At 74.2% G+C, this 19,516-nt stretch carries 18 protein-coding genes; 11 read left to right on the forward strand and 7 right to left on the reverse strand.

Annotation, left to right across the window (positions count from 1 at the left end):
- Positions 1–96: 96 nt before the first annotated feature.
- The 5 genes from K1J50_RS08730 to fahA are packed head-to-tail and all read left to right on the forward strand — an operon-like array spanning position 97 to position 5,654.
- Positions 97–1,767, forward strand: coding sequence for an FAD-dependent oxidoreductase (locus K1J50_RS08730; protein ID WP_220117325.1), 1,671 nt, complete (start codon positions 97–99; stop codon positions 1,765–1,767).
- 10 nt (positions 1,768–1,777) lie between these two features.
- On the forward strand, positions 1,778–1,981 hold the full coding sequence (locus K1J50_RS08735; protein ID WP_220117326.1) for a DUF2783 domain-containing protein: 204 nt from the start codon (positions 1,778–1,780) through the stop codon (positions 1,979–1,981).
- 20 nt (positions 1,982–2,001) lie between these two features.
- On the forward strand, positions 2,002–2,979 hold the full coding sequence (locus tag K1J50_RS08740) for an MBL fold metallo-hydrolase (protein ID WP_220117327.1): 978 nt from the start codon (positions 2,002–2,004) through the stop codon (positions 2,977–2,979).
- A 13-nt stretch (positions 2,980–2,992) separates the two neighbouring features.
- Positions 2,993–4,333, forward strand: coding sequence for a homogentisate 1,2-dioxygenase (gene hmgA, locus K1J50_RS08745; RefSeq protein WP_220117328.1), 1,341 nt, complete (start codon positions 2,993–2,995; stop codon positions 4,331–4,333).
- 10 nt (positions 4,334–4,343) lie between these two features.
- A complete protein-coding gene (fahA, locus tag K1J50_RS08750) occupies positions 4,344–5,654 on the forward strand; it encodes a fumarylacetoacetase (protein ID WP_220117329.1) in 1,311 nt (436 codons plus the stop codon).
- Between the two features lie 84 nt (positions 5,655–5,738).
- On the opposite strand, the gene K1J50_RS08755 is transcribed toward fahA, so the two are convergent.
- The 5 genes from K1J50_RS08755 to K1J50_RS08775 all read right to left on the reverse strand — a co-directional run bounded on the left by K1J50_RS08755 (position 5,739) and on the right by K1J50_RS08775 (position 10,895).
- Positions 5,739–6,791 carry an ABC transporter ATP-binding protein gene (locus tag K1J50_RS08755; RefSeq protein ID WP_220117330.1) on the reverse strand — a complete coding sequence of 351 codons (1,053 nt, stop codon included), beginning with the start codon at positions 6,789–6,791 and terminating at the stop codon, positions 5,739–5,741.
- Positions 6,784–7,767, reverse strand: coding sequence for an ABC transporter ATP-binding protein (locus K1J50_RS08760; RefSeq protein ID WP_220117331.1), 984 nt, complete (start codon positions 7,765–7,767; stop codon positions 6,784–6,786). The genes K1J50_RS08755 and K1J50_RS08760 overlap by 8 nt, the downstream gene beginning before the upstream one ends.
- Complete coding sequence (locus K1J50_RS08765; protein WP_220117332.1) at positions 7,767–8,699, reverse strand: ABC transporter permease; 933 nt, start codon at positions 8,697–8,699, stop codon at positions 7,767–7,769. Before K1J50_RS08765 ends, K1J50_RS08760 begins: the two co-directional genes overlap by 1 nt.
- A gap of 1 nt (position 8,700) precedes the next feature.
- Positions 8,701–9,693 carry an ABC transporter permease gene (locus tag K1J50_RS08770; RefSeq protein ID WP_220117333.1) on the reverse strand — a complete coding sequence of 331 codons (993 nt, stop codon included), beginning with the start codon at positions 9,691–9,693 and terminating at the stop codon, positions 8,701–8,703.
- A gap of 104 nt (positions 9,694–9,797) precedes the next feature.
- Positions 9,798–10,895, reverse strand: a complete 1,098-nt coding sequence (locus K1J50_RS08775; protein WP_220117334.1) for an AI-2E family transporter — start codon at positions 10,893–10,895, stop codon at positions 9,798–9,800.
- A 223-nt stretch (positions 10,896–11,118) separates the two neighbouring features.
- Here K1J50_RS08775 and otnI point away from each other — a divergent pair, with 223 nt between their 5' ends.
- The 3 genes from otnI (at position 11,119) to K1J50_RS08790 (ending at position 13,920) form a co-directional block, all read left to right on the forward strand.
- Positions 11,119–11,904, forward strand: a complete 786-nt coding sequence (gene otnI, locus K1J50_RS08780; protein ID WP_220117335.1) for a 2-oxo-tetronate isomerase — start codon at positions 11,119–11,121, stop codon at positions 11,902–11,904.
- A 27-nt stretch (positions 11,905–11,931) separates the two neighbouring features.
- Complete coding sequence (locus tag K1J50_RS08785) at positions 11,932–12,822, forward strand: 2-hydroxy-3-oxopropionate reductase (RefSeq protein WP_220117336.1); 891 nt, start codon at positions 11,932–11,934, stop codon at positions 12,820–12,822.
- 210 nt (positions 12,823–13,032) lie between these two features.
- The gene (locus tag K1J50_RS08790; protein WP_220117337.1) at positions 13,033–13,920 is read left to right on the forward strand and encodes a helix-turn-helix domain-containing protein; all 888 of its coding nucleotides are present in this window, start codon (positions 13,033–13,035) and stop codon (positions 13,918–13,920) included.
- Positions 13,921–14,059: 139 nt separating this feature from the next.
- Here K1J50_RS08790 and K1J50_RS08795 read toward each other — a convergent pair whose 3' ends face one another.
- Positions 14,060–15,091, reverse strand: a complete 1,032-nt coding sequence (locus K1J50_RS08795) for a histone deacetylase family protein (protein WP_220117338.1) — start codon at positions 15,089–15,091, stop codon at positions 14,060–14,062.
- Between the two features lie 125 nt (positions 15,092–15,216).
- Between K1J50_RS08795 and K1J50_RS08800 the strand changes: the two genes are divergently transcribed.
- Genes K1J50_RS08800 through K1J50_RS08810 form a run of 3 tightly spaced genes read left to right on the forward strand, consistent with a single transcriptional unit; the run spans position 15,217 to position 19,252 of the window.
- Positions 15,217–16,512, forward strand: a complete 1,296-nt coding sequence (locus tag K1J50_RS08800) for an ArgE/DapE family deacylase (protein ID WP_220117339.1) — start codon at positions 15,217–15,219, stop codon at positions 16,510–16,512.
- Complete coding sequence (locus K1J50_RS08805; protein WP_220117340.1) at positions 16,509–17,750, forward strand: Zn-dependent hydrolase; 1,242 nt, start codon at positions 16,509–16,511, stop codon at positions 17,748–17,750. Before K1J50_RS08800 ends, K1J50_RS08805 begins: the two co-directional genes overlap by 4 nt.
- A gap of 8 nt (positions 17,751–17,758) precedes the next feature.
- The gene (locus tag K1J50_RS08810; protein ID WP_220117341.1) at positions 17,759–19,252 is read left to right on the forward strand and encodes a M81 family metallopeptidase; all 1,494 of its coding nucleotides are present in this window, start codon (positions 17,759–17,761) and stop codon (positions 19,250–19,252) included.
- A 36-nt stretch (positions 19,253–19,288) separates the two neighbouring features.
- On the opposite strand, the gene K1J50_RS08815 is transcribed toward K1J50_RS08810, so the two are convergent.
- Positions 19,289–19,516: hypothetical protein (locus K1J50_RS08815; RefSeq protein ID WP_220117342.1), on the reverse strand; the 228-nt coding region annotated here is incomplete at its 5' end.

Below are 19,516 nucleotides of genomic sequence, written 5' to 3' on the forward strand. Positions count from 1 at the left end.
GGCCGCCCGCTCCCGCCGGCGAAGACCGCTGACGCGCCGGACGGCGGGGTGCTAAACCCGCTGCCGCGCCGGACGGACGGCGCCACGGGGTGCGCGATGGCCGATCCCGACTACCAGGCCCTGGTCTTTCCCTATGTGCGCTCGCCGGACCAGGACGCGCCGGCGCCGGTGCGCCATCCGGCGGTGGTGGTCGGCGCGGGGCCGGTCGGCCTCGCCGCCGCCGTGGACCTGGCGCGGCACGGCGTCCCCGTGCTGCTGCTCGACGAGGACGAGCGGCTCTCCGCCGGCTCGCGCGCCATCTGCTTCGCCAAGCGCACGCTCGAGATCTTCGACCGGCTCGGCTGCGGCGACCGCATGGTGGCGAAGGGGGTGGGGTGGAAGACCGGCAAGGTCTTCTTCCGCGATGCCCCGGTCTATGCCTTCGACCTGCTGCCGGAGACCGGCCACGAGCGCCCCGCCTTCATCAACCTGCAGCAGTACTACGTCGAGGGCTACCTGCTCGACCGCGCGCGCGAGCTGGCGAATCTCGAGATCCGCTGGCGGAACCGCGTCATCGGCATCGCCCCGGACGCAGACGGCGTGACGCTGACGGTGACGACGGCCGAGGGCGACTACCGCCTGCGCGCCGACTGGGTGATCGCCGCCGACGGCGCGCGCAGCACGCTGCGCGCGCTGCTGGGGCTGGAGAGCAGGGGCCGCGTCTTCCGCGACCGCTTCCTGATCGCCGACGTGCGGATGTCCGCCCCCTTCCCGGCCGAGCGCTGGTTCTGGTTCGACCCGCCCTTCCACCCCGGCCAGTCGGTGCTGCTGCACCGCCAGCCGGACGACGTCTGGCGGGTGGACTTCCAGCTCGGCTGGGACGCCGACCCCGTCGAGGAGCGCAAGCCCGAGCGCGTGATCCCCCGCATCCGCGCCCTGCTCGGCGAGGGTGTGGACTTCGCGCTGCTCTGGGTCAGCGTCTACACCTTCGCCTGCCTGCGCATCGAGCGCTTCCGCCACGGCCGCGTGCTGTTCGCGGGCGATGCCGCGCACGGCGTCTCCCCCTTCGGCGCCCGCGGCGCCAACTCCGGCATCCAGGACGCGGAAAACCTGGCCTGGAAGCTCGCCCTCGTGCTCCGGGGGAAGGCGCCCGAGCACCTCCTCGACAGCTACGACGCCGAGCGGGTGCCGGCGGCGGACGAGAACATCCTGAACTCGACGCGCAGCACCGACTTCATCACGCCGAAGAGCGAGGTCAGCCGCACCTTCCGCGACGCGGTGCTGCGGCTTGCCCGCGACTGTCCCTTCGCGCGGCGGCTGGTGAACAGCGGACGGCTCTCGGTGCCGGCGACGCTGCGCGACTCGCCGCTCAACACGCCGGACGAGGAGCCCTTCGCCGGCGCCATGGTGCCGGGCGCGCCGGCGACCGACGCGCCGGTCCGCGCCGGCGGGCGGCCGTCCTGGTTCCTGCGGCACGTCGGCGACACCTTCTCGCTGGTGCACTTCCTCGGCGCGGCGGAGGCGCCGCCCGCGGCCCTGCGCGGCCTCGCCGCGGAGGCCGCCGTCCCGCTGCGCGCCCTCGCCGTCGCCCTGCCCGGCGCGGATCCGCCGGCGCCCGGCGATCCCGCCGTGATCGAGGACGCGGAGGGGCTGCTCGCGGCGCGCTTCGACGCGTGCCCCGGCACCACCTACCTGCTGCGGCCGGACCAGCATGTCTGCGCGCGCTGGCGCCGCCTCGATCCGCCCCGGGTGCGCGCCGCCCTGGCGCGCGCCACGGGCCATGCGTAGGAATGCCGCCATGGCGACCCTGAACCTGGAGTCCAACCTCGCCGATCCGGACGCCTTCTACGAGGCGCTGATCGAGATGCACCGCGACCTCACGCCGGAGCAGAGCGCGGCGGCGAACGCGGCCCTGATCCTGCTGCTCGCCAACCAGGTCGGCGACCTCGCCGTGCTGCGCGCGGCAATGGCCCGGGCACGCGCCACCGTCACCACCGACTGACCCGCAGGGGAGAGACGTCCATGGCAGGCTTCGCCAGCACCAACGACCTCGCCGAGAAGACCGCCTCCTTCGACGAGCTCGGCCCCGGCCTCTACGGCTACACGGCGGAGGGCGACCCGAACTCCGGCGTCGTGATCGGAGACGACTCCGTGCTGGTGGTGGACGCGCAGGCGACGCCGGCCCTGGCGCAGCAGGTGATCGCGCGCATCCGGAGCGTCACCGACAAGCCGATCCGCCACGTCGTGCTGACGCACTACCACGCCGTGCGCGTGCTCGGCGCCTCGGCCTACGCGGGGGCGGAGATCATCGCCTCCGACGTCACGCGCGCGCTGATCGCCGAGCGCGGCCGGCAGGACATGGAGAGCGAGATCGGCCGCTTCCCCCGCCTGTTCCGCGGCAAGGAGGGCATTCCCGGCCTCACCTGGCCGCACCTGACGTTCCACAGGCGGATGACGCTGTGGCTGGGCCGGCGCGAAGTGCAGATCATCCACATCGGCCGCAGCCACACCGCCGGCGACACGGTCGTCTGGCTGCCGCAGGAGCGCGTGCTGTTCGCCGGCGACACGGTCGAGTACGGCGCTACCCCCTACTGCGGCGACGCGCACTTCGCCGACTGGCCGACCACCCTCGCCGCGGTGCGGGCGCTCGGCGCCGAGCGCATGGTGCCGGGCCGCGGCCGCAGCCTGATGAGCCGCGCGGAGGTGGAGGAGGCGATCGCCGGCACCGACGCCTACACCTCCGATCTGTTCGCGATCGCACGGCGCGGCGTCGCGCGCGGCGCCTCGCTCAAGGAGGTGTATGACGAGGCGATGACGGCGCTGCGCCCGAAATACGGCCACTGGGTGATCTTCGACCACTGCATGCCCTTCAATGTCAGCCGCGCCTACGACGAGGCGAAGGGCCTCGACCACCCGCGCATCTGGACCGCCGAGCGCGACCTCGAGATGTGGCGCGCCCTGGAGCGGGGCGAGGCGGCGAAGCCCGGCGAGACGCGCTGAGGGGAGGCGAGCGATGAGCGCCCTCGGCCAGACCGCGCCGGCGCGCGCCGGCACCGCCGAGCCGGGCTACATGTCCGGCTTCGGCAACAGCTTCGAGAGCGAGGCGCTGCCCGGCGCGCTGCCCGTCGGGCGCAACTCGCCGCAGAAGTGCCCCTACGGCCTCTACGCGGAGCAGCTCAGCGGCTCGCCCTTCACCGCGCCGCGGGCGGCGAACGAGCGCTCCTGGCTCTACCGCATCCGCCCGACCGTGCGGCACATCGGCCGCTTCGCGAGGATGGAGGCGCGCCTCTGGCGCACCGCGCCCTGCGCCGAGGCCGACCTGCCGATCCAGCCGCTGCGCTGGGGCCCGGTCCCGATCCCGGAGGAGAAGCTCTCCTTCCTCGAGGGCATGCGCACCGTCACCACCGCGGGCGACGCCGCCGCGCAGGAGGGCATGGCCGCGCACGTCTATCTCGCCACCCGCTCGATGCAGGACGAGTACTTCTGGAACGCCGACGGCGAGATGCTGATCGTCCCGCAGCAGGGCCGGCTGCGCCTGCGCACCGAGTTCGGCGTGATCGACATCGCGCCGGGCGAGATCGCCGTCATCCCCCGCGGCGTGAAGTTCTGCGCCGAGCTGCGCGGCGAGCCCGCGCGCGGCTACGTGTGCGAGAACTACGGCGGCAGCTTCACCCTGCCGGAGCGCGGCCCGATCGGCGCCAACTGCCTCGCCAACCAGCGCGACTTCCTCACCCCCGTCGCCGCCTACGAGGACAAGGAGACGCCCTCCCGGCTGATGGTGAAGTGGGGCGGCGCGCTGTGGGCGTGCGAGATCGGCCACTCGCCGCTCGACGTCGTCGCCTGGCACGGCAACTACGCGCCCTACAAGTACGACCTCCGCCGCTTCTCGCCGGTCGGCCCGATCCTGTTCGACCACGCCGACCCGTCCATCTTCACCGTGCTGACCTCGCCCTCCGGCACGCCGGGCACGGCGAACGTGGACTTGGTGATCTTCCCGGAGCGCTGGATGGTGGCCGAGGACACCTTCCGCCCGCCCTGGTACCACATGAACGTCATGAGCGAGTTCATGGGCCTGATCTACGGCCAGTACGACGCCAGGCCGCAGGGCTTCGTCCCCGGCGGCTTCAGCCTGCACAACTGCATGCTGCCGCACGGGCCCGACGCCGAGGCCTTCGAGGCCGCGAGCACCGCGGAGCTCCGGCCGCACAAGCTGGTCAACACCCTCGCCTTCATGTTCGAGACCCGGCTGCCGCAGCGCCTGACGCGCTATGCGGCGGAGCTGGAGACGCGCCAGGCCGACTATCTCGACTGCTGGAAGGGCCTGAGGAAGCACTTCGACCCGACCAAGCCGTAGGGCCGCCGTGATGCCGAAGACCGACGCCACCCACGACGCCCGGCGCCGCTCCTGGGTGGATTCCGCCAACGGCCATCCGGAATTCCCGATCCAGAACCTGCCGCTCGGCGTGTTCGTCCCGCCCGAGGGCGGCGCGCCGCGCGGCGGCGTCGCGATCGGCGACTTCATCCTCGACCTCGGCGCGGCGCACGCCGCCGGCCTGTTCGCCGGCGCGGCGGCGCGTGCCGCCGAGGCCGCCTCCGGCCCCGCCCTCAACGACCTGTTCGCGCTCGGCGCCGGCCCGCGCGCCGCGCTGCGCGCGCGCCTCTCCGAGCTGCTCGCCCTCGGCAGCCCCGAACGCCCGCGCGTCGAGCCCTGCCTGCACCGCGCCGCCGACTGCACGCTGCAGCTTCCGGCGCGCATCGGCGACTACACCGACTTCTACGCCGGCATCCATCACGCGACCAACACCGGCCGCCAGCTGCGGCCCGACAATCCGCTGCTGCCGAACTACAAGCACGTCCCCGTCGGCTATCACGGCCGCGCCTCCTCGGTCGTGCCCTCGGGAGCCCCCGTGCGGCGCCCGAACGGGCAGCGCAAGCCGGCGGGCGAGGCGGCGCCGAGCTTCGGCCCCTCGCGCAACCTCGACTACGAGCTCGAGCTCGGCATCTGGATGGGCCCCGGCAACCCGCTCGGCGAGCCGATCCCGATCGCCGAGGCGGGCGCGCGGATCGCCGGCTTCTGCCTGCTCAACGACTGGTCGGCGCGCGACATCCAGGCGTGGGAGTACCAGCCGCTCGGCCCGTTCCTCGCCAAGAGCTTCTGCACCACGGTCAGCCCCTGGGTGGTCACGCCGGAGGCGCTCGCGCCCTTCCGCATCGCGCAGCCGCCGCGCCCGGAGGGCGACCCGGCGCCGCTTCCCTACCTGCTCGACGCCGCGGACCAGCGCGAAGGCGCGCTCGCGGTGGAGCTGGAGGTGCTGCTGCTCACGCCCGGGCTGCGCGAGAAGGGCCTGCCGCCGCAGCGCGTCGCGCTCTCGCACACGCGGCACCTCTATTGGACCCCGGCGCAGCTCGTCGCGCATCACGCCTGCGGCGGCTGCAACCTCCGCCCCGGCGACCTGTTCGGCAGCGGCACCGTCTCCGGCCCCGAGGAGGGCAGCTTCGGCAGCCTGCTGGAGGCGACGCGGGGCGGCCGCAAGCCGCTGCGTCTTCCCTCCGGCGAGATCCGGCGCTTCCTCGAGGACGGCGACGAGGTCATCTTCCGCGCCCATGCGCGGCGAGAAGGCTTCGCGAGCATCGGCTTCGGCGAGTGCCGCGGCACCATCCGGCCCGCGCCCTAGCGCGGAGCGCGGCCGGCTGCCCCAGGGCCGCCGCAGTGGGCACAGCCGAGGGCAACGGCTCCAGAGCCGCCGGCCGGATCGCTTCTACGCGGCGTCCGGCGCCAGCGCGCCCGCGGGCTCCCGCCGCGCGGCGCCGTCGCGCCCCTCCTCCACCGCGTGGCAGGCGACCACCGCCTCCCCGGCCGGCAGCAGCGCCGGCCGCTCCGCACGGCAGCGCGCATCGGCCAGCGGACAGCGCGGGTGGAAGGCGCAGCCCGGTGGCGGCGCGATCGGGCTCGGCACCTCGCCGCCGACCGGTACGCGCTGCCGGCCCGTCATCCCGAGGTCCGGCACCGCATCCAGGAGCGCCCGCGTGTAGGGATGGCGCGGCGCCGTGAACAGCGTCTCCGCCGGCGCCAGCTCGACCAGGCGGCCGAGATACATCACGCCGACCCGGTCGCTGACCTGGCGCACCACCGCCAGGTTGTGGCTGATGAACAGGTAGGTCAGCCCCAGCTCGCGCTGCAGCGCCTTCATCAGGTTCAGGATCTGCGCCTGCACCGAGACGTCGAGCGCGCTCGTCGGCTCGTCGCAGACCAGGAACTCCGGGCTGGAGGAGAGGGCGCGGGCGATCGAGATGCGCTGGCGCTGCCCGCCGCTGAACTCGTGCGGGTACTTCTCGCCGTCGAGCGGCGAGAGGCCGACATGGGTCAGCAGCTCCGCCACGCGCTCGCGCTCGGCCGCGCGGCCCTTGACGAGGCCGAAGGCGCGGATCGGCTCGGCGATGATGTCGCGCACGCGCCAGCGCGGGTTGAGCGAGGCGTAGGGGTCCTGGAAGATCATCTGCATCCGCCGGCGCTGCGCCGCGTCCGCGCGCGCCTCGTGCAGATCGTGCCCGGCGAAGCGCACGCGGCCCCGTGTCGGCGTGTAGAGGCCGACGACGAGCCGCGCCACGGTGGACTTGCCGCACCCGGATTCGCCGACAAGGGAAAGCGTCGTGCCCTTCGGGATCGCGAAGGAGACGCCGTCCACCGCGCGCAGGATGCGCCGGCCCTCGCCGGAGAGGAGGCGATGAAGAAGCGGGCGCGAGACGTCGAAGTGCTTCGCGAGGTCCTCCACCTCGAGCATCGGCGCGGCGGGATCGGCCCCGTCACGCATGGCGCCCGGCCCGGTCGAGGTGAAGCCAGCACGCCGCGCGCGTCCCGCCCGCGTCCAGCAGTCCGGGCCGCTCGCGGCGGCAGCGGTCGAACGCCTGCGGGCAGCGGGGATGGAAGGCGCAGCCCGGCGGAATCTCCGAGAGGCGCGGCATCGCGCCCTCGATCTGCGCCAGGCGCTCCACGCGCCGGTCGAGCGGCGGGATCGAGGCCATCAGCCCCGCCGTGTAGGGGTGCCGCGGATGCTTCACCACCTCGCGCACCGGCCCGATCTCCGCGATGCGGCCGGCATACATCACCGCGACGCGGTCCGCCGTCTCGGCGATCACGCCCATGTCGTGCGTGATCAGCATCACCGCGGTGCCCCGCTCGCGCGTCAGGCCCTTGAGCAGCGCGATGATCTGCGCCTGGATCGAGACGTCGAGGGCGGTGGTGGGCTCGTCGGCGATGACGAGCTTCGGCTCGGCGCAGAGCGCGAGCGCGATCACCACGCGCTGGCGCATGCCGCCCGAGAATTCGTGCGGGTAGCTGCCGATGCGCTGCGCCGCGGCCGGGATGCCGACGCGCTCGAGCCACCCGACGGCGCGCCGGCGCGCCTCCTCCCGCCCGATCGGGAGGTGGGTGAGCATGGTCTCCTCGAGCTGCTCGCCCACGGTGTAGAGCGGGTTCAGCGTGGTCAGCGGGTCCTGGAAGATCGCGCCGATCTCGCGGCCGCGGATGCGGCGCAGCCGCTCGTAGGGCAGGTCGTCTATGCGCCGTCCCTCGAGCAGGATCTGCCCGCCGGCGATGCGCCCGGGCGGCTCGATCAGCCCGATGATCGCCGCCCCGGTCATGGACTTGCCCGCGCCCGATTCGCCGACCACGCCGAGCACCTCGCCGGCCTCGATCGCGAAGGATACGCCGTCGAGCGCGGTCAGCACGCCGCGCCGCGTCGGGAATTCCACGCGCAGGTCGCGGACCTCGAGCAGCGGCGGCGCCATCAGCGGAGCTTCGGGTTGAGGGCGTCGCGCAGCCAGTCGCCCAGCAGGTTGACCGAGAGCACCATCGCCACCAGCGCCGCGCCCGGGAAGATCGTGATCCACCACTCGCCGCTGAAGAGGAAGTCGTTGCCGATGCGGATCAGGGTGCCGAGCGAGGGCTGGGTCGGCGGCACGCCGACGCCGAGGAAGGAGAGCGTCGCCTCGGCGAGGATCGCGAGCCCCAGGTTGAGCGTCGCGATCACCAGCACCGGCCCGAGCACGTTCGGCAGCACGTGGGTCAGCATGATCCGCGCGCGGCCGAGGCCGATCACGCGCGCCGCCAGCACGTATTCCTTGTTCCGCTCGACCAGGGTGGAGCCGCGCACGGTGCGGGCGAATTTCGGCCACTCGCTGATGCCGATCGCAAAGATCACCACGTATAGCGCCAGAGCGCCGTGCAGCTCCCGCGGCAGCGAGGCCTGGACGACGCCGTTCACCAGCAGCGCGACCAGGATCGAGGGGAAGGTGAGCTGCACGTCCGCGATGCGCATCAGCACCGCGTCCGCCGTCCCCCCGGCATAGCCCGCGACCAGCCCGAGCAGAACGCCGAGCAGCGTCGCGAAGGCGGTCGCGCTCAGGCCGACGAGCAGCGAGATGCGTGCCCCGTACAGGATCGCGGACAGCACGTCGCGCCCCTGGCCGTCGGTGCCGAGCGGGAAGGCGGGATCGCCCTCCGCGTCCCAGGCCGGCGGCTTGAAGGCGTTGGAGAGGTCGAGGCCCGCCAGGTCGAACGGGTCGTGCGGCGCGATCCAGGGCGCGAGCAGCGCGCCCCCGATGCAGAGGAGCGCCACCAGCGCCGCCCCCACCGCCACCGGCGAGCGGCGGAACGACCACCACAGGTCGCTCTCGCGCCAGCGGGCGAGCAGCGCGGCCGCCGCGCCGGGGAGCGCCATCTCAGCGCCCCCCGGCGCCCGCGGCGCCGCGGTCCGCGCGCAACCGCGGATCCACCGCATAGTAGAGCAGGTCCACGACCAGGTTGATGGTGACGAACACCGCCGCGATCAGCAGCAGATAGGCCGCCATCACCGGGATGTCGGCCGCGCCGACGCTCTGGATGAACAGGAGGCCCATGCCCGGCCACTGGAACACCGTCTCGGTCACGATCGCGAAGGCGATGATCGCGCCGAGCTGCAGCCCCGCGATGGTGATCACCGGCACCAGCGTGTTCCTCAGCGCATGGCCGAAGTGCACGGCGCGGTTGGAGAGGCCGCGGGCGCGGGCGAACCTGATGTAGTCGGTGCGCAGCACCTCCAGCATCTCCGCCCGCACCAGGCGCATGATCAGGGTGAGCTGGAACAGCCCGAGCGTGATCGCGGGCAGGATCAGCGCCTTGATCCCGGACCAGGTGAGGAAGCCGGTCGTCCACCAGCCGATCTGCACCGTCTCGCCGCGCCCGAAGCTCGGCAGCCAGCCGAGCCAGACGGAGAAGACGAGGATCAGCAGGATGCCGATCAGGAACGTCGGCAGCGAGACGCCGATCAGGCTGAAGGTGAGGAAGAGGCGGCTGATCCAGGAGTTGCGGTAGAGCCCGGTGTAGACCCCCATCGGCACGCCGACCAGAAGCGCCAGGGCGGCGGCGGTGAAGGCGAGCTCGAGCGTCGCCGGCGCGCGCTCCGCGATCAGCTCCGCGACCGGGCGCGAGAGCCGGTAGGAGAGGCCGAAATCCCCGGCGATCGCATTGCCGAGGAAGCGCCAGTACTGCACCAGCACCGGCTGGTCGAGCCCGAGGTCGCGCACCAGCGCCTCGCGCTGCTCCGGCGTGTGGTCCTGGCCGAGCATGATCGCCACCGGGTCGCCGACATGGGCGAACATCAGGAAGCTCACCAGCGACACGACCAGCATCACCGGGATCGCCTGGAGAATGCGCAAGAGGATGAAGGCCGTCACGCCGCGCCCGCCCTGCCGTCAGCCGCCGCGGCGCCGCGCCATCGCCCCGCGCGCACCGCGGCGCCAGCTATACGGCCGCTCCCGCCCTCGGGAAAGGCTCGCCCTCACGCCCCTTCCCCGCTCGCCCCGGTCTCGCGCGGGGCATCCTCCGCCCTCTCCTCGGCCGAGAATTCCAGCAGCAGCGCGTAGCCGACCGCGAGCAGCACCGGCCCCAGGAACAGGCCGAGGAAGCCGAAGGCGAGCACGCCCCCGAGCGCCCCGAGCAGGGTAAGGAGCAGCGGCAGGTCGGCGCCGCGGCTGATCAGCACCGGCCGGATCACGTTGTCGACCGAGGAGATGCCGAGGGCGCCGTAGAGCCCCATGAAGATGCCCCAGCCGACCTCGCCCTCCACGAACAGCCAGATGGTCGCGGGGATCCAGACCAGCGGCGCGCCGACCGGCAGGATCGAGAGCGCGCCCGCCACCACGCCGAGCAGCACCGGCTGCGGCACCCCCGCGATCCAGAGGCCGAAGGCGGTCAGGATTCCCTGCACCACGGCGGTCCCGATCAGCCCGAAGACGACGCTGCGGGTGACGTTGCCGGTCAGCGCCAGCAGGCGCTGCGCCCGCGCCCCGCCGATGCGCACGACCAGCCGCGCCGCCCGGCCCGCCATCGCCTCGCCGTCGCGATAGAAGAAGAAGGCGAGCACGATCGCGAGCAGGAGCTCCGCCACCCCCGACAGCACGGCGAGCAGCGCCGCGAGCGCGGCCGAGGCGATGGTGCCGGCGTATGGCCTGAGCAGGCTGCCCAGGCCGGACAGGTCGAAGGCGAGCCCGCCCAGCCGGTCGCGCAGGAAGCCCCCGACATAGGGCAGACCCAGCAGCCAGTCGCCGAGGCCGGGAATGCCGACCGTGAGCAGCCTCTCGAGCTGGGCGCGCAGCGCCTCCACCTCCTCCCGGCTGGTCGGTGCGGCGAAGACGATCGGCAGGCCGACCAGCAGCATCTCCGCCGCCACCATCAGCCCGGCCGCGAAACCCGAGGAGAGGCGCAGCCGGTCGCGCACCACGCGGTAGGCCGGCCAGGTGGAGTAGGCGAGGATCGCGGCCCAGAGCAGCGCCGAGAGGAAGGGCCGCAGCACCATCAGGCAGCCGATGCCGAGCGCGAGCAGCGCCACCAGGCCGATCAGGCGGGCAGCAGGGGCCGGCTCCTCGGATGGAGGCATGGGATCGCGTCTCTCCCTCGCGCGCGCCGCGCTCGCCGGGCATCGCCCGGCCGGGCCAGACGCGCAAGGCGATTCGCGCACCAGCGTGCCAGAGGGCGCGCCCTTGCGCATCCGCGCCCGGCCCGCCGGCCGGCCCCGGCGAGCCCTGGCGCGCCGGCCGCGGCGCGGCTAGCGTGCGCCCTCCCGCCCAGGGGCGCGCCGCCAGCAGGGAGGACCGCCGGACATGCCGCGCTTCGCCGCCAACCTCTCCATGATGTTCACCGAGGTGCCGTTCCTCGACCGCTTCGCCCGCGCCGCGGAGGCCGGATTCAAGGCGGTGGAGTTCCTCTTCCCGTACGAGCACCCGGCGCCCGAGATCGCGCGGCGCCTCGCCGACAACGGTCTCGCCCTGGTGCTGTTCAACCTGCCCCCGGGCGACTGGGCCCGGGGCGAACGCGGCCTCGCCGCGCTGCCCGATCGCCGGCAGGAGTTCCGCGACGCCCTCGCGCGGGCGCTCGAGTACGCCGCCGCCCTCTCCTGCCCGCGGCTGCACGTGATGGCAGGGCTGAAGCCCGCGGGCGTGCCCGAGGCGACGCTGCTCGCGACCTTCGCCGCCAATCTCGACCGGGCGGCGGAGGAATGCGCGAAGGCCGGCGTCAAGCCGGTGATCGAGCCGATCAACCACCGCGACATCCCGGGCTACGTCCTCAACACCACCGACCAGGCGGCGGCGATCATCCACGCGCTCGGGCCGGAGCGGATCGGGATGCAGTTCGACCTCTACCACTGCCAGGTCACCGAGGGCGACCTCGTCAAGCGCATCGAGAAGCACCTGCCGCTGATCGCACACATGCAGGTCGCCGATCCCCCCGGCCGCAACGAGCCCGGCACCGGCGAGGTGAACTGGCCCTTCGTCTTCCGCCGCATCGACGAGCTCGGCTATCGTGGCTGGATCGGCTGCGAATACCGCCCGGCGGGCGAGACCACGGCCGGCCTCGGCTGGTTCGCGCCCTACCGGGACCGGAGCTGATATCCGCCAGAGGGAACCGCGCACGCCATGAAGATCGGATTCATCGGCCTCGGCATCATGGGCAAGCCGATGGCGCTGCACCTGAAGAACGCCGGCCATACGCTCTACGTGCCCGAGCGCAAGAGCCTGACCGAGGAGATCCGCGCCGCCGCCACCGTGCTGCCGGACGCGACCGCGGTCGCGCGCGAGGCCGAGGCGATCATCCTCATGGTCCCCGACACCCCCGACGTCGAGGCGGTGCTGTTCGGCCCGGGCGGCGTCGAGGCCGGCCTCTCGCCCGGCAAGCTGGTGATCGACATGTCCTCGATCAGCCCGACGGCGACCAGGGAATTCGCCAGGCGCATCAACGCCAAGGGCTGCGACTACCTCGACGCCCCCGTCTCCGGCGGCGAGGTCGGGGCCAAGCAGGCCACGCTCACCATCATGGTCGGCGGCCCGCGACGGGCGTTCGAGCGCGCGAAGCCGCTGTTCGAGGCGATGGGCAAGAACATCACCCTGGTCGGCGAGGAGAACGGCGCCGGCCAGACCTGCAAGGTCGCCAACCAGATCGTCGTCGCCCTCACCATCGAGGCGGTGGCGGAGGCCCTGACCTTCGCCGCCAAGGCCGGCGCCGATCCGGCCAAGGTGCGCCAGGCGCTGATGGGCGGCCTCGCCACCTCCCGCATCCTCGAGCTGCACGGGGAGCGGATGATCACGCGCAGCTTCGCCCCCGGCTTCCGCATCCGGCTGCACCAGAAGGACCTGAACCTCGCCCTCTCCGCGGCGCGCGACCTCGGCGTGGCCCTGCCGAACACCGCCTCGACGCAGCAGCTCTTCTCGGCGGTGGTGGCGGCGGGCGGGGCGGATCTCGATCACTCGGGCCTGGTCAAGGCGCTCGAGACCCTGGCGAACCACAAGGTGGCGCCCGATCCGGCCTGACGCCGGGCGCACGCGGAACCCGCCGGCGCCCGGGCGGCGCCGGCACCGCCCCCCGGCCGCCGACCGGATCCGGCGCGGGCCGGGGAGGAGCGGGGCCACGCCTGTTGCATGCCGTTGGCATTCACCGCAAATTCATCACTGCAGTCCGGGGACGGATCGAGTCTCGGTCCAGCGGGTAGTGTCTGAATTTCCTTACCGGCGAGGGGTTGCATGCGATTTGCGGACATCGGGCAGCAGTTGCGGGCCTACCGCCTCGAATCCGGTTTGCGTGCAGAGGAGATCGCAGCCCGCCTCGGCGTCTCCCGCGCCGCCCTCTACCGCTACGAGAAGGGCGAGGTCATCAAGCTCGACACCATCCGGCGCCTTGCCGAGCTGCTGAAGATCTCGCCGCTGTCGCTGCTCGGCATCGGCGTGGACTATTTCGCCCGCCCGACCGCCTTCCAGGAGCGGCTGCGCCAGGTGGAGGAGGCGGCGGACCAGGTCCTGATCGTGGGCGGCGCGCTCGTCTATCAGATCACCAGCGACGCCTTCGACGGCGCGCTCGCCGAGGCGCTGGCCGAGGCCGCCGACTTGCTGCCCGGCGCCGAGCGCGCGACGGCGCGCGCCGCGGCCGACCAGATGATGGGCCTGCTCGCCAGCCGCAAGAAGCTGCACCAGCAGCGCCGCCCGACCATCATCGGCATCCTCGCCGAGGGCGCGCTGCGCCGCATGCTGATCGAGGGCATCGCGCCCGGGCTCGCGATCTCCGAGCGCACCCGCCGGCGCTGCCGCGACGCGGCGCGGGCCGAGGCGGAGGCGATCGCCGTGCTGATGGAGACGGTGCCGATCGGCGTGCAGCTCGGCCTGTTCCCGGGCGCCGATCCGGTCGGCAGCTTCCAAGTGCTGCGCGGACGGGACCGCGCGCACGTGGTGGGCAACCCCTTCGCTCCGGACGCCTCGCCCAGCGCCGCGATCGGGGTGGCGATGGTCACCTCGGCCGAGGAGGCGGTGTCGGTGCACCAGCGCGTCGCCGAGACCGCCTGGCGCGAGGCGCTGAAGGGCGCGGCCGCGGCCGAGCGCGTGCGCGCCCTGCTGCGCGAGACGGCGAGCGGCGGCTGACCCCGCCGCCTCTGCCCGGGACCAGCCCCCGCCGGCCACGCGCCGCTTGCGCTCGGCGGTGCGCGCGGCGAGAGCTCCGGCGCGCCGTCTGCCGGGCGCAGTCACGCGCGCGGCTGTTCCCGGCCGTCCGCGATCCGCTCTAGGCGCCGCCCCAGCCCGTCAGGAACCGCTCGAGCAGCGCGCCGATCCGCCCGACGTTGTAGCCGCCCTCCTGCACGATCGCCGCGGGCAGGCCGAGGGCGCGGATCGCCGCCCCGGCGCGCGCGAACCCGTCCGCGGTGACGCGCAGCGCGGCGAGCGGCTCGTGCTCGGAGGCGTCGAAGCCGAGCGAGACCACCAGCGCCTCGGCGCGGAAGGCGCGGATCGCGGCGAGGCCCTGCGCGATCGCGGCGAGCCAGCCGGCATCGCCCGTGCCGAGCGGGAGCGGCAGGTTCAGGTTGCACCCCGCCCCCGCGCCGGCGCCGCGCTCCTCCGCGTGGCCGACGAACCAGGGGTAGTAGTGGTCCGGGTCGGCATGGACCGAGACGGTCAGCACGTCGCCGCGCTCCCAGAAGATGCCCTGGGTGCCGTTGCCGTGGTGGCTGTCCAGGTCGAGCGTCGCCACCCGCGCGGCGCCGGCGCGACGCAGCGCCTCCACCGCCAGCGCGGCGTTGTTCAGGTAGCAGTGCCCGCCGGCGCGCGCCGCATAGGCGTGGTGCCCCGGCGGGCGGCAGAGCGCATAGGCGCTGCGCCCCGCCGCCGCCTCCGCCGCCGCCAGCGCGCATCCCGCGGCGGCGCGCGCCGCCGCGAAGGTGCCGGGGCCGACCGGGCAGGCGGCATCGGCCATGTGCCAGCCGGCGCGGCCGACCACCCCCTGCGGCGCCCGCCCGCCCTGGGCGAGCATCTCCGGCGTCGGGTGGACGTTCGCCACCACCTCCGGCCCGTGCTCCGGCAAGGCGTCCCATGCCGCGGCGGCGCCGGCGAGGAAGTCCAGGTAGTCCGGCGCGTGCACCGTCTCCAGCGCGGCGCGCGGCGCCGGCGGCGGCTCGGCCGGAGGCAGCCCGAGCCGGTGCAGCGCCGCGAGCAGCGCGCCCGCCCGCTCCGGCACCTCGTAGTTCGGCCGCACCGCGCCGCGCATGAGGAAGAAGCGCGGCGCGTGCCGCATCTGGTCCGGATGGAAGAAGGTCCTCATGGCGCGGCACGCTAGGCCCCGCCCGCCGCCCCTGTCCACGCCCGCGCCGCGGCGGCTGGACAGACCGCCCCGCGCAGGCTGGATTGCCCCTCCGCCATGTCCGCACCCAGCCCGAAGGAGGGACGATGAGCCTCGACCCCGGCGCGCGGCGCGCCATCCTCGACGCCGTGGACGCGCTGCGCGAGGAGAGCGTGGAGACGCTGCAGCGCCTGGTCCGCTGCCCCTCGACGCTGGGCAACGAGGCCCCGGCGCTCGAGGAGATGGCGCGCCTCTACGCGAGCCTCGGGCTCGCCCCGCGCCGCATCCCGACCGACCCGGCCGCCCTCGCCGCCCATCCCGGCTTCTCGCCGCCGCTGATCGGCTATGAGGGCCGCGACAACGTCGTCGCCGTGCATGCGCCGCGCGGGGCGCGCAAGGGCCGCAGCCTCGTCCTGCAGGGCCATGTGGACGTGGTGCCGGAGGGCGCGGCCGAGATGTGGACCACGCCGCCCTTCGCGCCCGCGATCCGCGACGGCCGCATGTACGGCCGCGGCGCCGGCGACATGAAGGCCGGCCTCGTCTCCGCCTGCATGGCCTTCAAGGCGCTCCGCCTCGCCGGCCTGCAGCCCGCCGCCGAGGTGCAGATGCACGCCGTGGTCGAGGAGGAGTGCACCGGCAACGGCGCCCTCGCCTGCATGCTCGCCCTGCCGAAGGCCGACGCGGTGATCATCCCGGAGCCCGGCCCCGGCGTGGACGGCCTCTACACCGCCGAGGTCGGCGTCGTCTGGGCCTGGGTCACGGTCAGCGGCCGCCCGGCCCATGTGCGCGACATGCAGGCCGGCATCAACGCGATCGAGGCCGCCACCTTCATCGCCGCCCGCTTCAAGGACTACGAGGCGGAGATGAACCGCGCCGAGCGCATCCACCCCGCCTTCCGCGGCGTCAACCACCCGGTCAACGTCAACCTCGGCACCATCGAGGGCGGGGAGTGGAACAGCTCCGTCCCGACGCGGGCGCGCATCGGCCTGCGCGTCGGCGTCATGATGGGCTACACCGCGGCGCAGGCGCGCGCCGACATCGAGCGCCTCGTCGCCGACGCATCCCGCGACGAGCGCCTGCGCGGCGCCCGGGTGAAGCTGGAGTTCAAGGGCTTCATGGCCGACCCCTGCCTCTTCGACACCGAGGCGGAGATCGTCCGCCTCGCCCGGCGCAGCTACGCCGAGGCCACCGGCGGCACGCTGCGCGACTACCCCGCGACCGGCCTCACCGACGGGAGGCACTTCGTCCTGCACCAGGGCACGCCGGTCGCCTGCTTCGGACCGGACGCGCAGGACATCCACGGCATAGACGAGAACGTCGGCCTGGAGAGCATGCACGGCATCACCCGGACCATCGCCCTGACCCTGGCCGAGTGGTGCGGCGTGGAGAGGAGCGAAGCATGAGCGCCGCGAGCAACCTGCCGCTCTCCGGAGCGCGGCTCTGGGACAGCCTGATGGAGATGGCGCGCATCGGCGCCACCCCGAAGGGCGGCTGCAACCGCCAGGCCCTCACCGACCTCGACGGCGAGGCCCGCCGCCTGCTGCAACGCTGGGCCGAGGCCTGCGGCCTGACCCTGAGCGTGGACCGCGTCGGCAACATGGTCTTCCGCCGCGAGGGCCGCGACCCGTCGCGCCCGCCCGTCGCCATCGGCAGCCATCTCGACACCCAGCCCACGGGCGGCAGGTTCGACGGCGTGCTTGGCGTGCTCGCCGGCCTCGAGGTCATGCGCGCGCTGCACGAGGCGGGCGCGGAGACCGAGGCGCCGCTCCTGCTGATCAACTGGACCAACGAGGAGGGCGCGCGCTTCTCGCCGCCGATGATGGGCAGCGGCGCGGCGATGGGCATCTTCCCCGAGGCCGAGGTCCTCGCCAGGACCGACGCCGCCGGCGCCGTCTTCGGCGAGGAGCTGCGCCGCATCGGCTGGCAGGGCAGCGCCGACCCGGCCGCGCTGCAACGCCTCGGCGCCTATTTCGAGCTGCACATCGAGCAGGGCCCGGTGCTGGAGCGCGAGGGCAAGGAGATCGGCGTCGTCACCCACGCTCTCGCCCAGACCTGGTACGAGGTCACGGTGGAGGGCGAGGAGGCGCATGGCGGCTCCGCCATGGCGCACCGCCGCGACGCGCTGATGGCCGCCGCGCCGCTGATCGCCGCCGTGGAGGAGATCGCCCTCGCCGCCGGCGGCGACGGCCGCGGCACGGTCGGCTGCGTCACCGTCCGGCCCGGCAGCCGCAACGTCGTCCCCTCCCGCGTCTGGTTCAGCGTGGACACGCGCCACGGCGACCCGGAGCGCCTCGCCTGGATGGGCGAGCGGCTGCGCGAGCGCGCGGCCGAGATCGCGCGCGCCCGCAACGTCGCCGTCCATGTGGAGGAGTTCTGGCACGCGCCGCCGACGCCCTTCGACCCCGCCCTCGTCGCGCGCCTGCGCGAGGCGGCGGAGGCGCGCGGCCTGCCGTGGCGCGACATGCCGACCGGCATCGGCCACGACGCCGTCTATTGCGCCCGGCGCGTGCCCTCCGCCCTGCTCTTCGTCCCCTGCGAGGGCGGCATCAGCCACAACGAGGCGGAGAGCATCACCCCCGCCTGGGCCGAGGCGGGCCTCAAGGTCCTCGCCGACGCCGTGATCGCCACCGCGAACGGATGACCCCGCCCATGCGCATCGCCCTCGGCGGCTTCCTGCACGAGAGCCACTCCTTCGCCCCGCTCCCCGCCGGCTGGCGGGAGTTCCAGAAGCCCGGCGGCTTCGCGCCGCTGCAGCGCCCGGCGACGCTGGTCGAGACGCTGCGCCCGACCAGCGTCGGCACCGCCGGCGCCATCGCCGTGGCCGAGGAGGAGCTCTCCGCCGACCTCGCCCCCCTCACCTGGTGCTTCGCCAACCCCTCCGGCCCGGTCACCGCCGAGGCCTTCGAGCGCATCGCGGCGCTGCTCGTCGCCGCCCTCTCCGACGCGCTGGAGGCCGGGCCGCTCGACGGCGTCTATCTCGACCTGCACGGCGCGATGGTCGCCGAGGGCTTCCCGGACGCGGAGGGCGAGGTGCTGCGCCGGGTGCGCGCCGCGGTCGGCCCGGACGTGCCGATCGCGGCGAGCCTCGACCCGCACGCCAACATGACGGCGCGGATGGTCGCGCTCGCCGACGTGCTGGTGCCCTACCGCACCTACCCGCATGTGGACATGCGCGAGACCGGCGCGCGGGCGATGCGCCTCCTCGGCGCGCGCATCCGGCGCGGCGCGCCCTGGGCCAGGGCGTTCCGCCAGGTGGACTTCCTCATCCCGCTCGGCACGCAATGCACGCTGGTCCCGCCGATGGCCGAGGTGATGGCGGAGCGCGCGCGGCTCGCCGAGGCGCACGGCCTCGCCGAGCTCGCCTTCTGCTTCGGCTTCCCCTACGCGGACTTCCCCGACTGCGGCCCCGCCGTCGCCGCCTTCGGGCCGGACCAGGCGGCGGCCGACGCCGCGGCCGAGGCGCTCGCCGCCCACCTGCACCGGCGCGAGCCCGACTTCGCCGGCGCCGTCGCCGACGCGGCGGAGGGCGTGGCGGAGGCGATCCGCCTCGCCGCCACCGCCGCGCGCCCCGTCGTGCTCGCCGACACCCAGGACAATCCCGGCGGCGGCGGCCACGGCGACACCACCGGCCTGCTCGCCGAGCTGATCCGCCAGGGGGCGCAGGGCGCCGTCCTCGGCCTGATCAACGACGCCGAGAGCGCCGCCGCCTGCCACGCGGCGGGCGAGGGCGCCACGCTCGCGCTCCGCCTCGGCGGCAGGAGCGACGGCGCCCCCCTCGACGTCACCGCCACGGTCGAGCGCCTGACCGACGGCCGCTTCACCTGCACCGGCCCGATGGCGCGCGGCAATTCCGCCGATCTCGGGCCCACCGCGCTGATCCGGGTCGCTCCCGGCGTGCGCGTCATCCTCGTCTCGCGCAAGATGCAGGCCTACGACCAGGCGCTGTTCCGCCATGTCGGCGTGGAGCCCGCCGCGCAGAAGATCCTGGCGCTGAAGTCGAGCGTGCATTTCCGCGCCGACTTCCAGCCGATCGCGGAGCGCGTGATCGTCGTCGCCGCGCCCGGGCCGGTGGTGGCGGACCCCTCCCTGCTGCCGTTCCGCAACCTGCGCCCCGGCCTGCGCCTGCGACCGAAGGCGAACTGACGCCTCCGCATCCGCGAGGGCGGCGCAAGCCGCCCGCTATCCCCGCCTCTCCTCGCCGCGGTGCAGCGCGCGCAGGCGGCGCAGCAGCTCCTCCGCCTCCGGGCTCGCCAGCAGCTCCTCCGCCTCCTCGACGTCGGCGCGCTGCACCGAGCACCAGGCGCGGCCGGCGCGAGAGGCTTCCTCCCGCGCCCGGCGCATGGCGACGGCGTGGTTGATCCGCGCCGTCCCCTCCGCTGGCGGCAGCGCGAGCAGCGCCGCCTCCAG

Source organism: Caldovatus aquaticus (assembly GCF_019458025.1).
In the GTDB taxonomy this organism is placed as follows: domain Bacteria; phylum Pseudomonadota; class Alphaproteobacteria; order Acetobacterales; family Acetobacteraceae; genus Caldovatus; species Caldovatus aquaticus.

Bases quoted from the DNA above. Each gene is read 5' to 3' on its own strand.
- K1J50_RS08730 (WP_220117325.1), top strand. From the start codon at position 97: ATGGCCGATCCCGACTACCAGGCCCTGGTCTTTCCCTATGTGCGCTCG.
- K1J50_RS08735 (WP_220117326.1), top strand. From the start codon at position 1,778: ATGGCGACCCTGAACCTGGAGTCCAACCTCGCCGATCCGGACGCCTTC.
- K1J50_RS08740 (WP_220117327.1), top strand. From the start codon at position 2,002: ATGGCAGGCTTCGCCAGCACCAACGACCTCGCCGAGAAGACCGCCTCC.
- hmgA (WP_220117328.1), top strand. From the start codon at position 2,993: ATGAGCGCCCTCGGCCAGACCGCGCCGGCGCGCGCCGGCACCGCCGAG.
- fahA (WP_220117329.1), top strand. From the start codon at position 4,344: ATGCCGAAGACCGACGCCACCCACGACGCCCGGCGCCGCTCCTGGGTG.
- K1J50_RS08755 (WP_220117330.1), bottom strand. From the start codon at position 6,791: ATGCGTGACGGGGCCGATCCCGCCGCGCCGATGCTCGAGGTGGAGGAC.
- K1J50_RS08760 (WP_220117331.1), bottom strand. From the start codon at position 7,767: ATGGCGCCGCCGCTGCTCGAGGTCCGCGACCTGCGCGTGGAATTCCCG.
- K1J50_RS08765 (WP_220117332.1), bottom strand. From the start codon at position 8,699: ATGGCGCTCCCCGGCGCGGCGGCCGCGCTGCTCGCCCGCTGGCGCGAG.
- K1J50_RS08775 (WP_220117334.1), bottom strand. From the start codon at position 10,895: ATGCCTCCATCCGAGGAGCCGGCCCCTGCTGCCCGCCTGATCGGCCTG.
- otnI (WP_220117335.1), top strand. From the start codon at position 11,119: ATGCCGCGCTTCGCCGCCAACCTCTCCATGATGTTCACCGAGGTGCCG.
- K1J50_RS08785 (WP_220117336.1), top strand. From the start codon at position 11,932: ATGAAGATCGGATTCATCGGCCTCGGCATCATGGGCAAGCCGATGGCG.
- K1J50_RS08790 (WP_220117337.1), top strand. From the start codon at position 13,033: ATGCGATTTGCGGACATCGGGCAGCAGTTGCGGGCCTACCGCCTCGAA.
- K1J50_RS08795 (WP_220117338.1), bottom strand. From the start codon at position 15,091: ATGAGGACCTTCTTCCATCCGGACCAGATGCGGCACGCGCCGCGCTTC.
- K1J50_RS08800 (WP_220117339.1), top strand. From the start codon at position 15,217: ATGAGCCTCGACCCCGGCGCGCGGCGCGCCATCCTCGACGCCGTGGAC.
- K1J50_RS08805 (WP_220117340.1), top strand. From the start codon at position 16,509: ATGAGCGCCGCGAGCAACCTGCCGCTCTCCGGAGCGCGGCTCTGGGAC.
- K1J50_RS08810 (WP_220117341.1), top strand. From the start codon at position 17,759: ATGCGCATCGCCCTCGGCGGCTTCCTGCACGAGAGCCACTCCTTCGCC.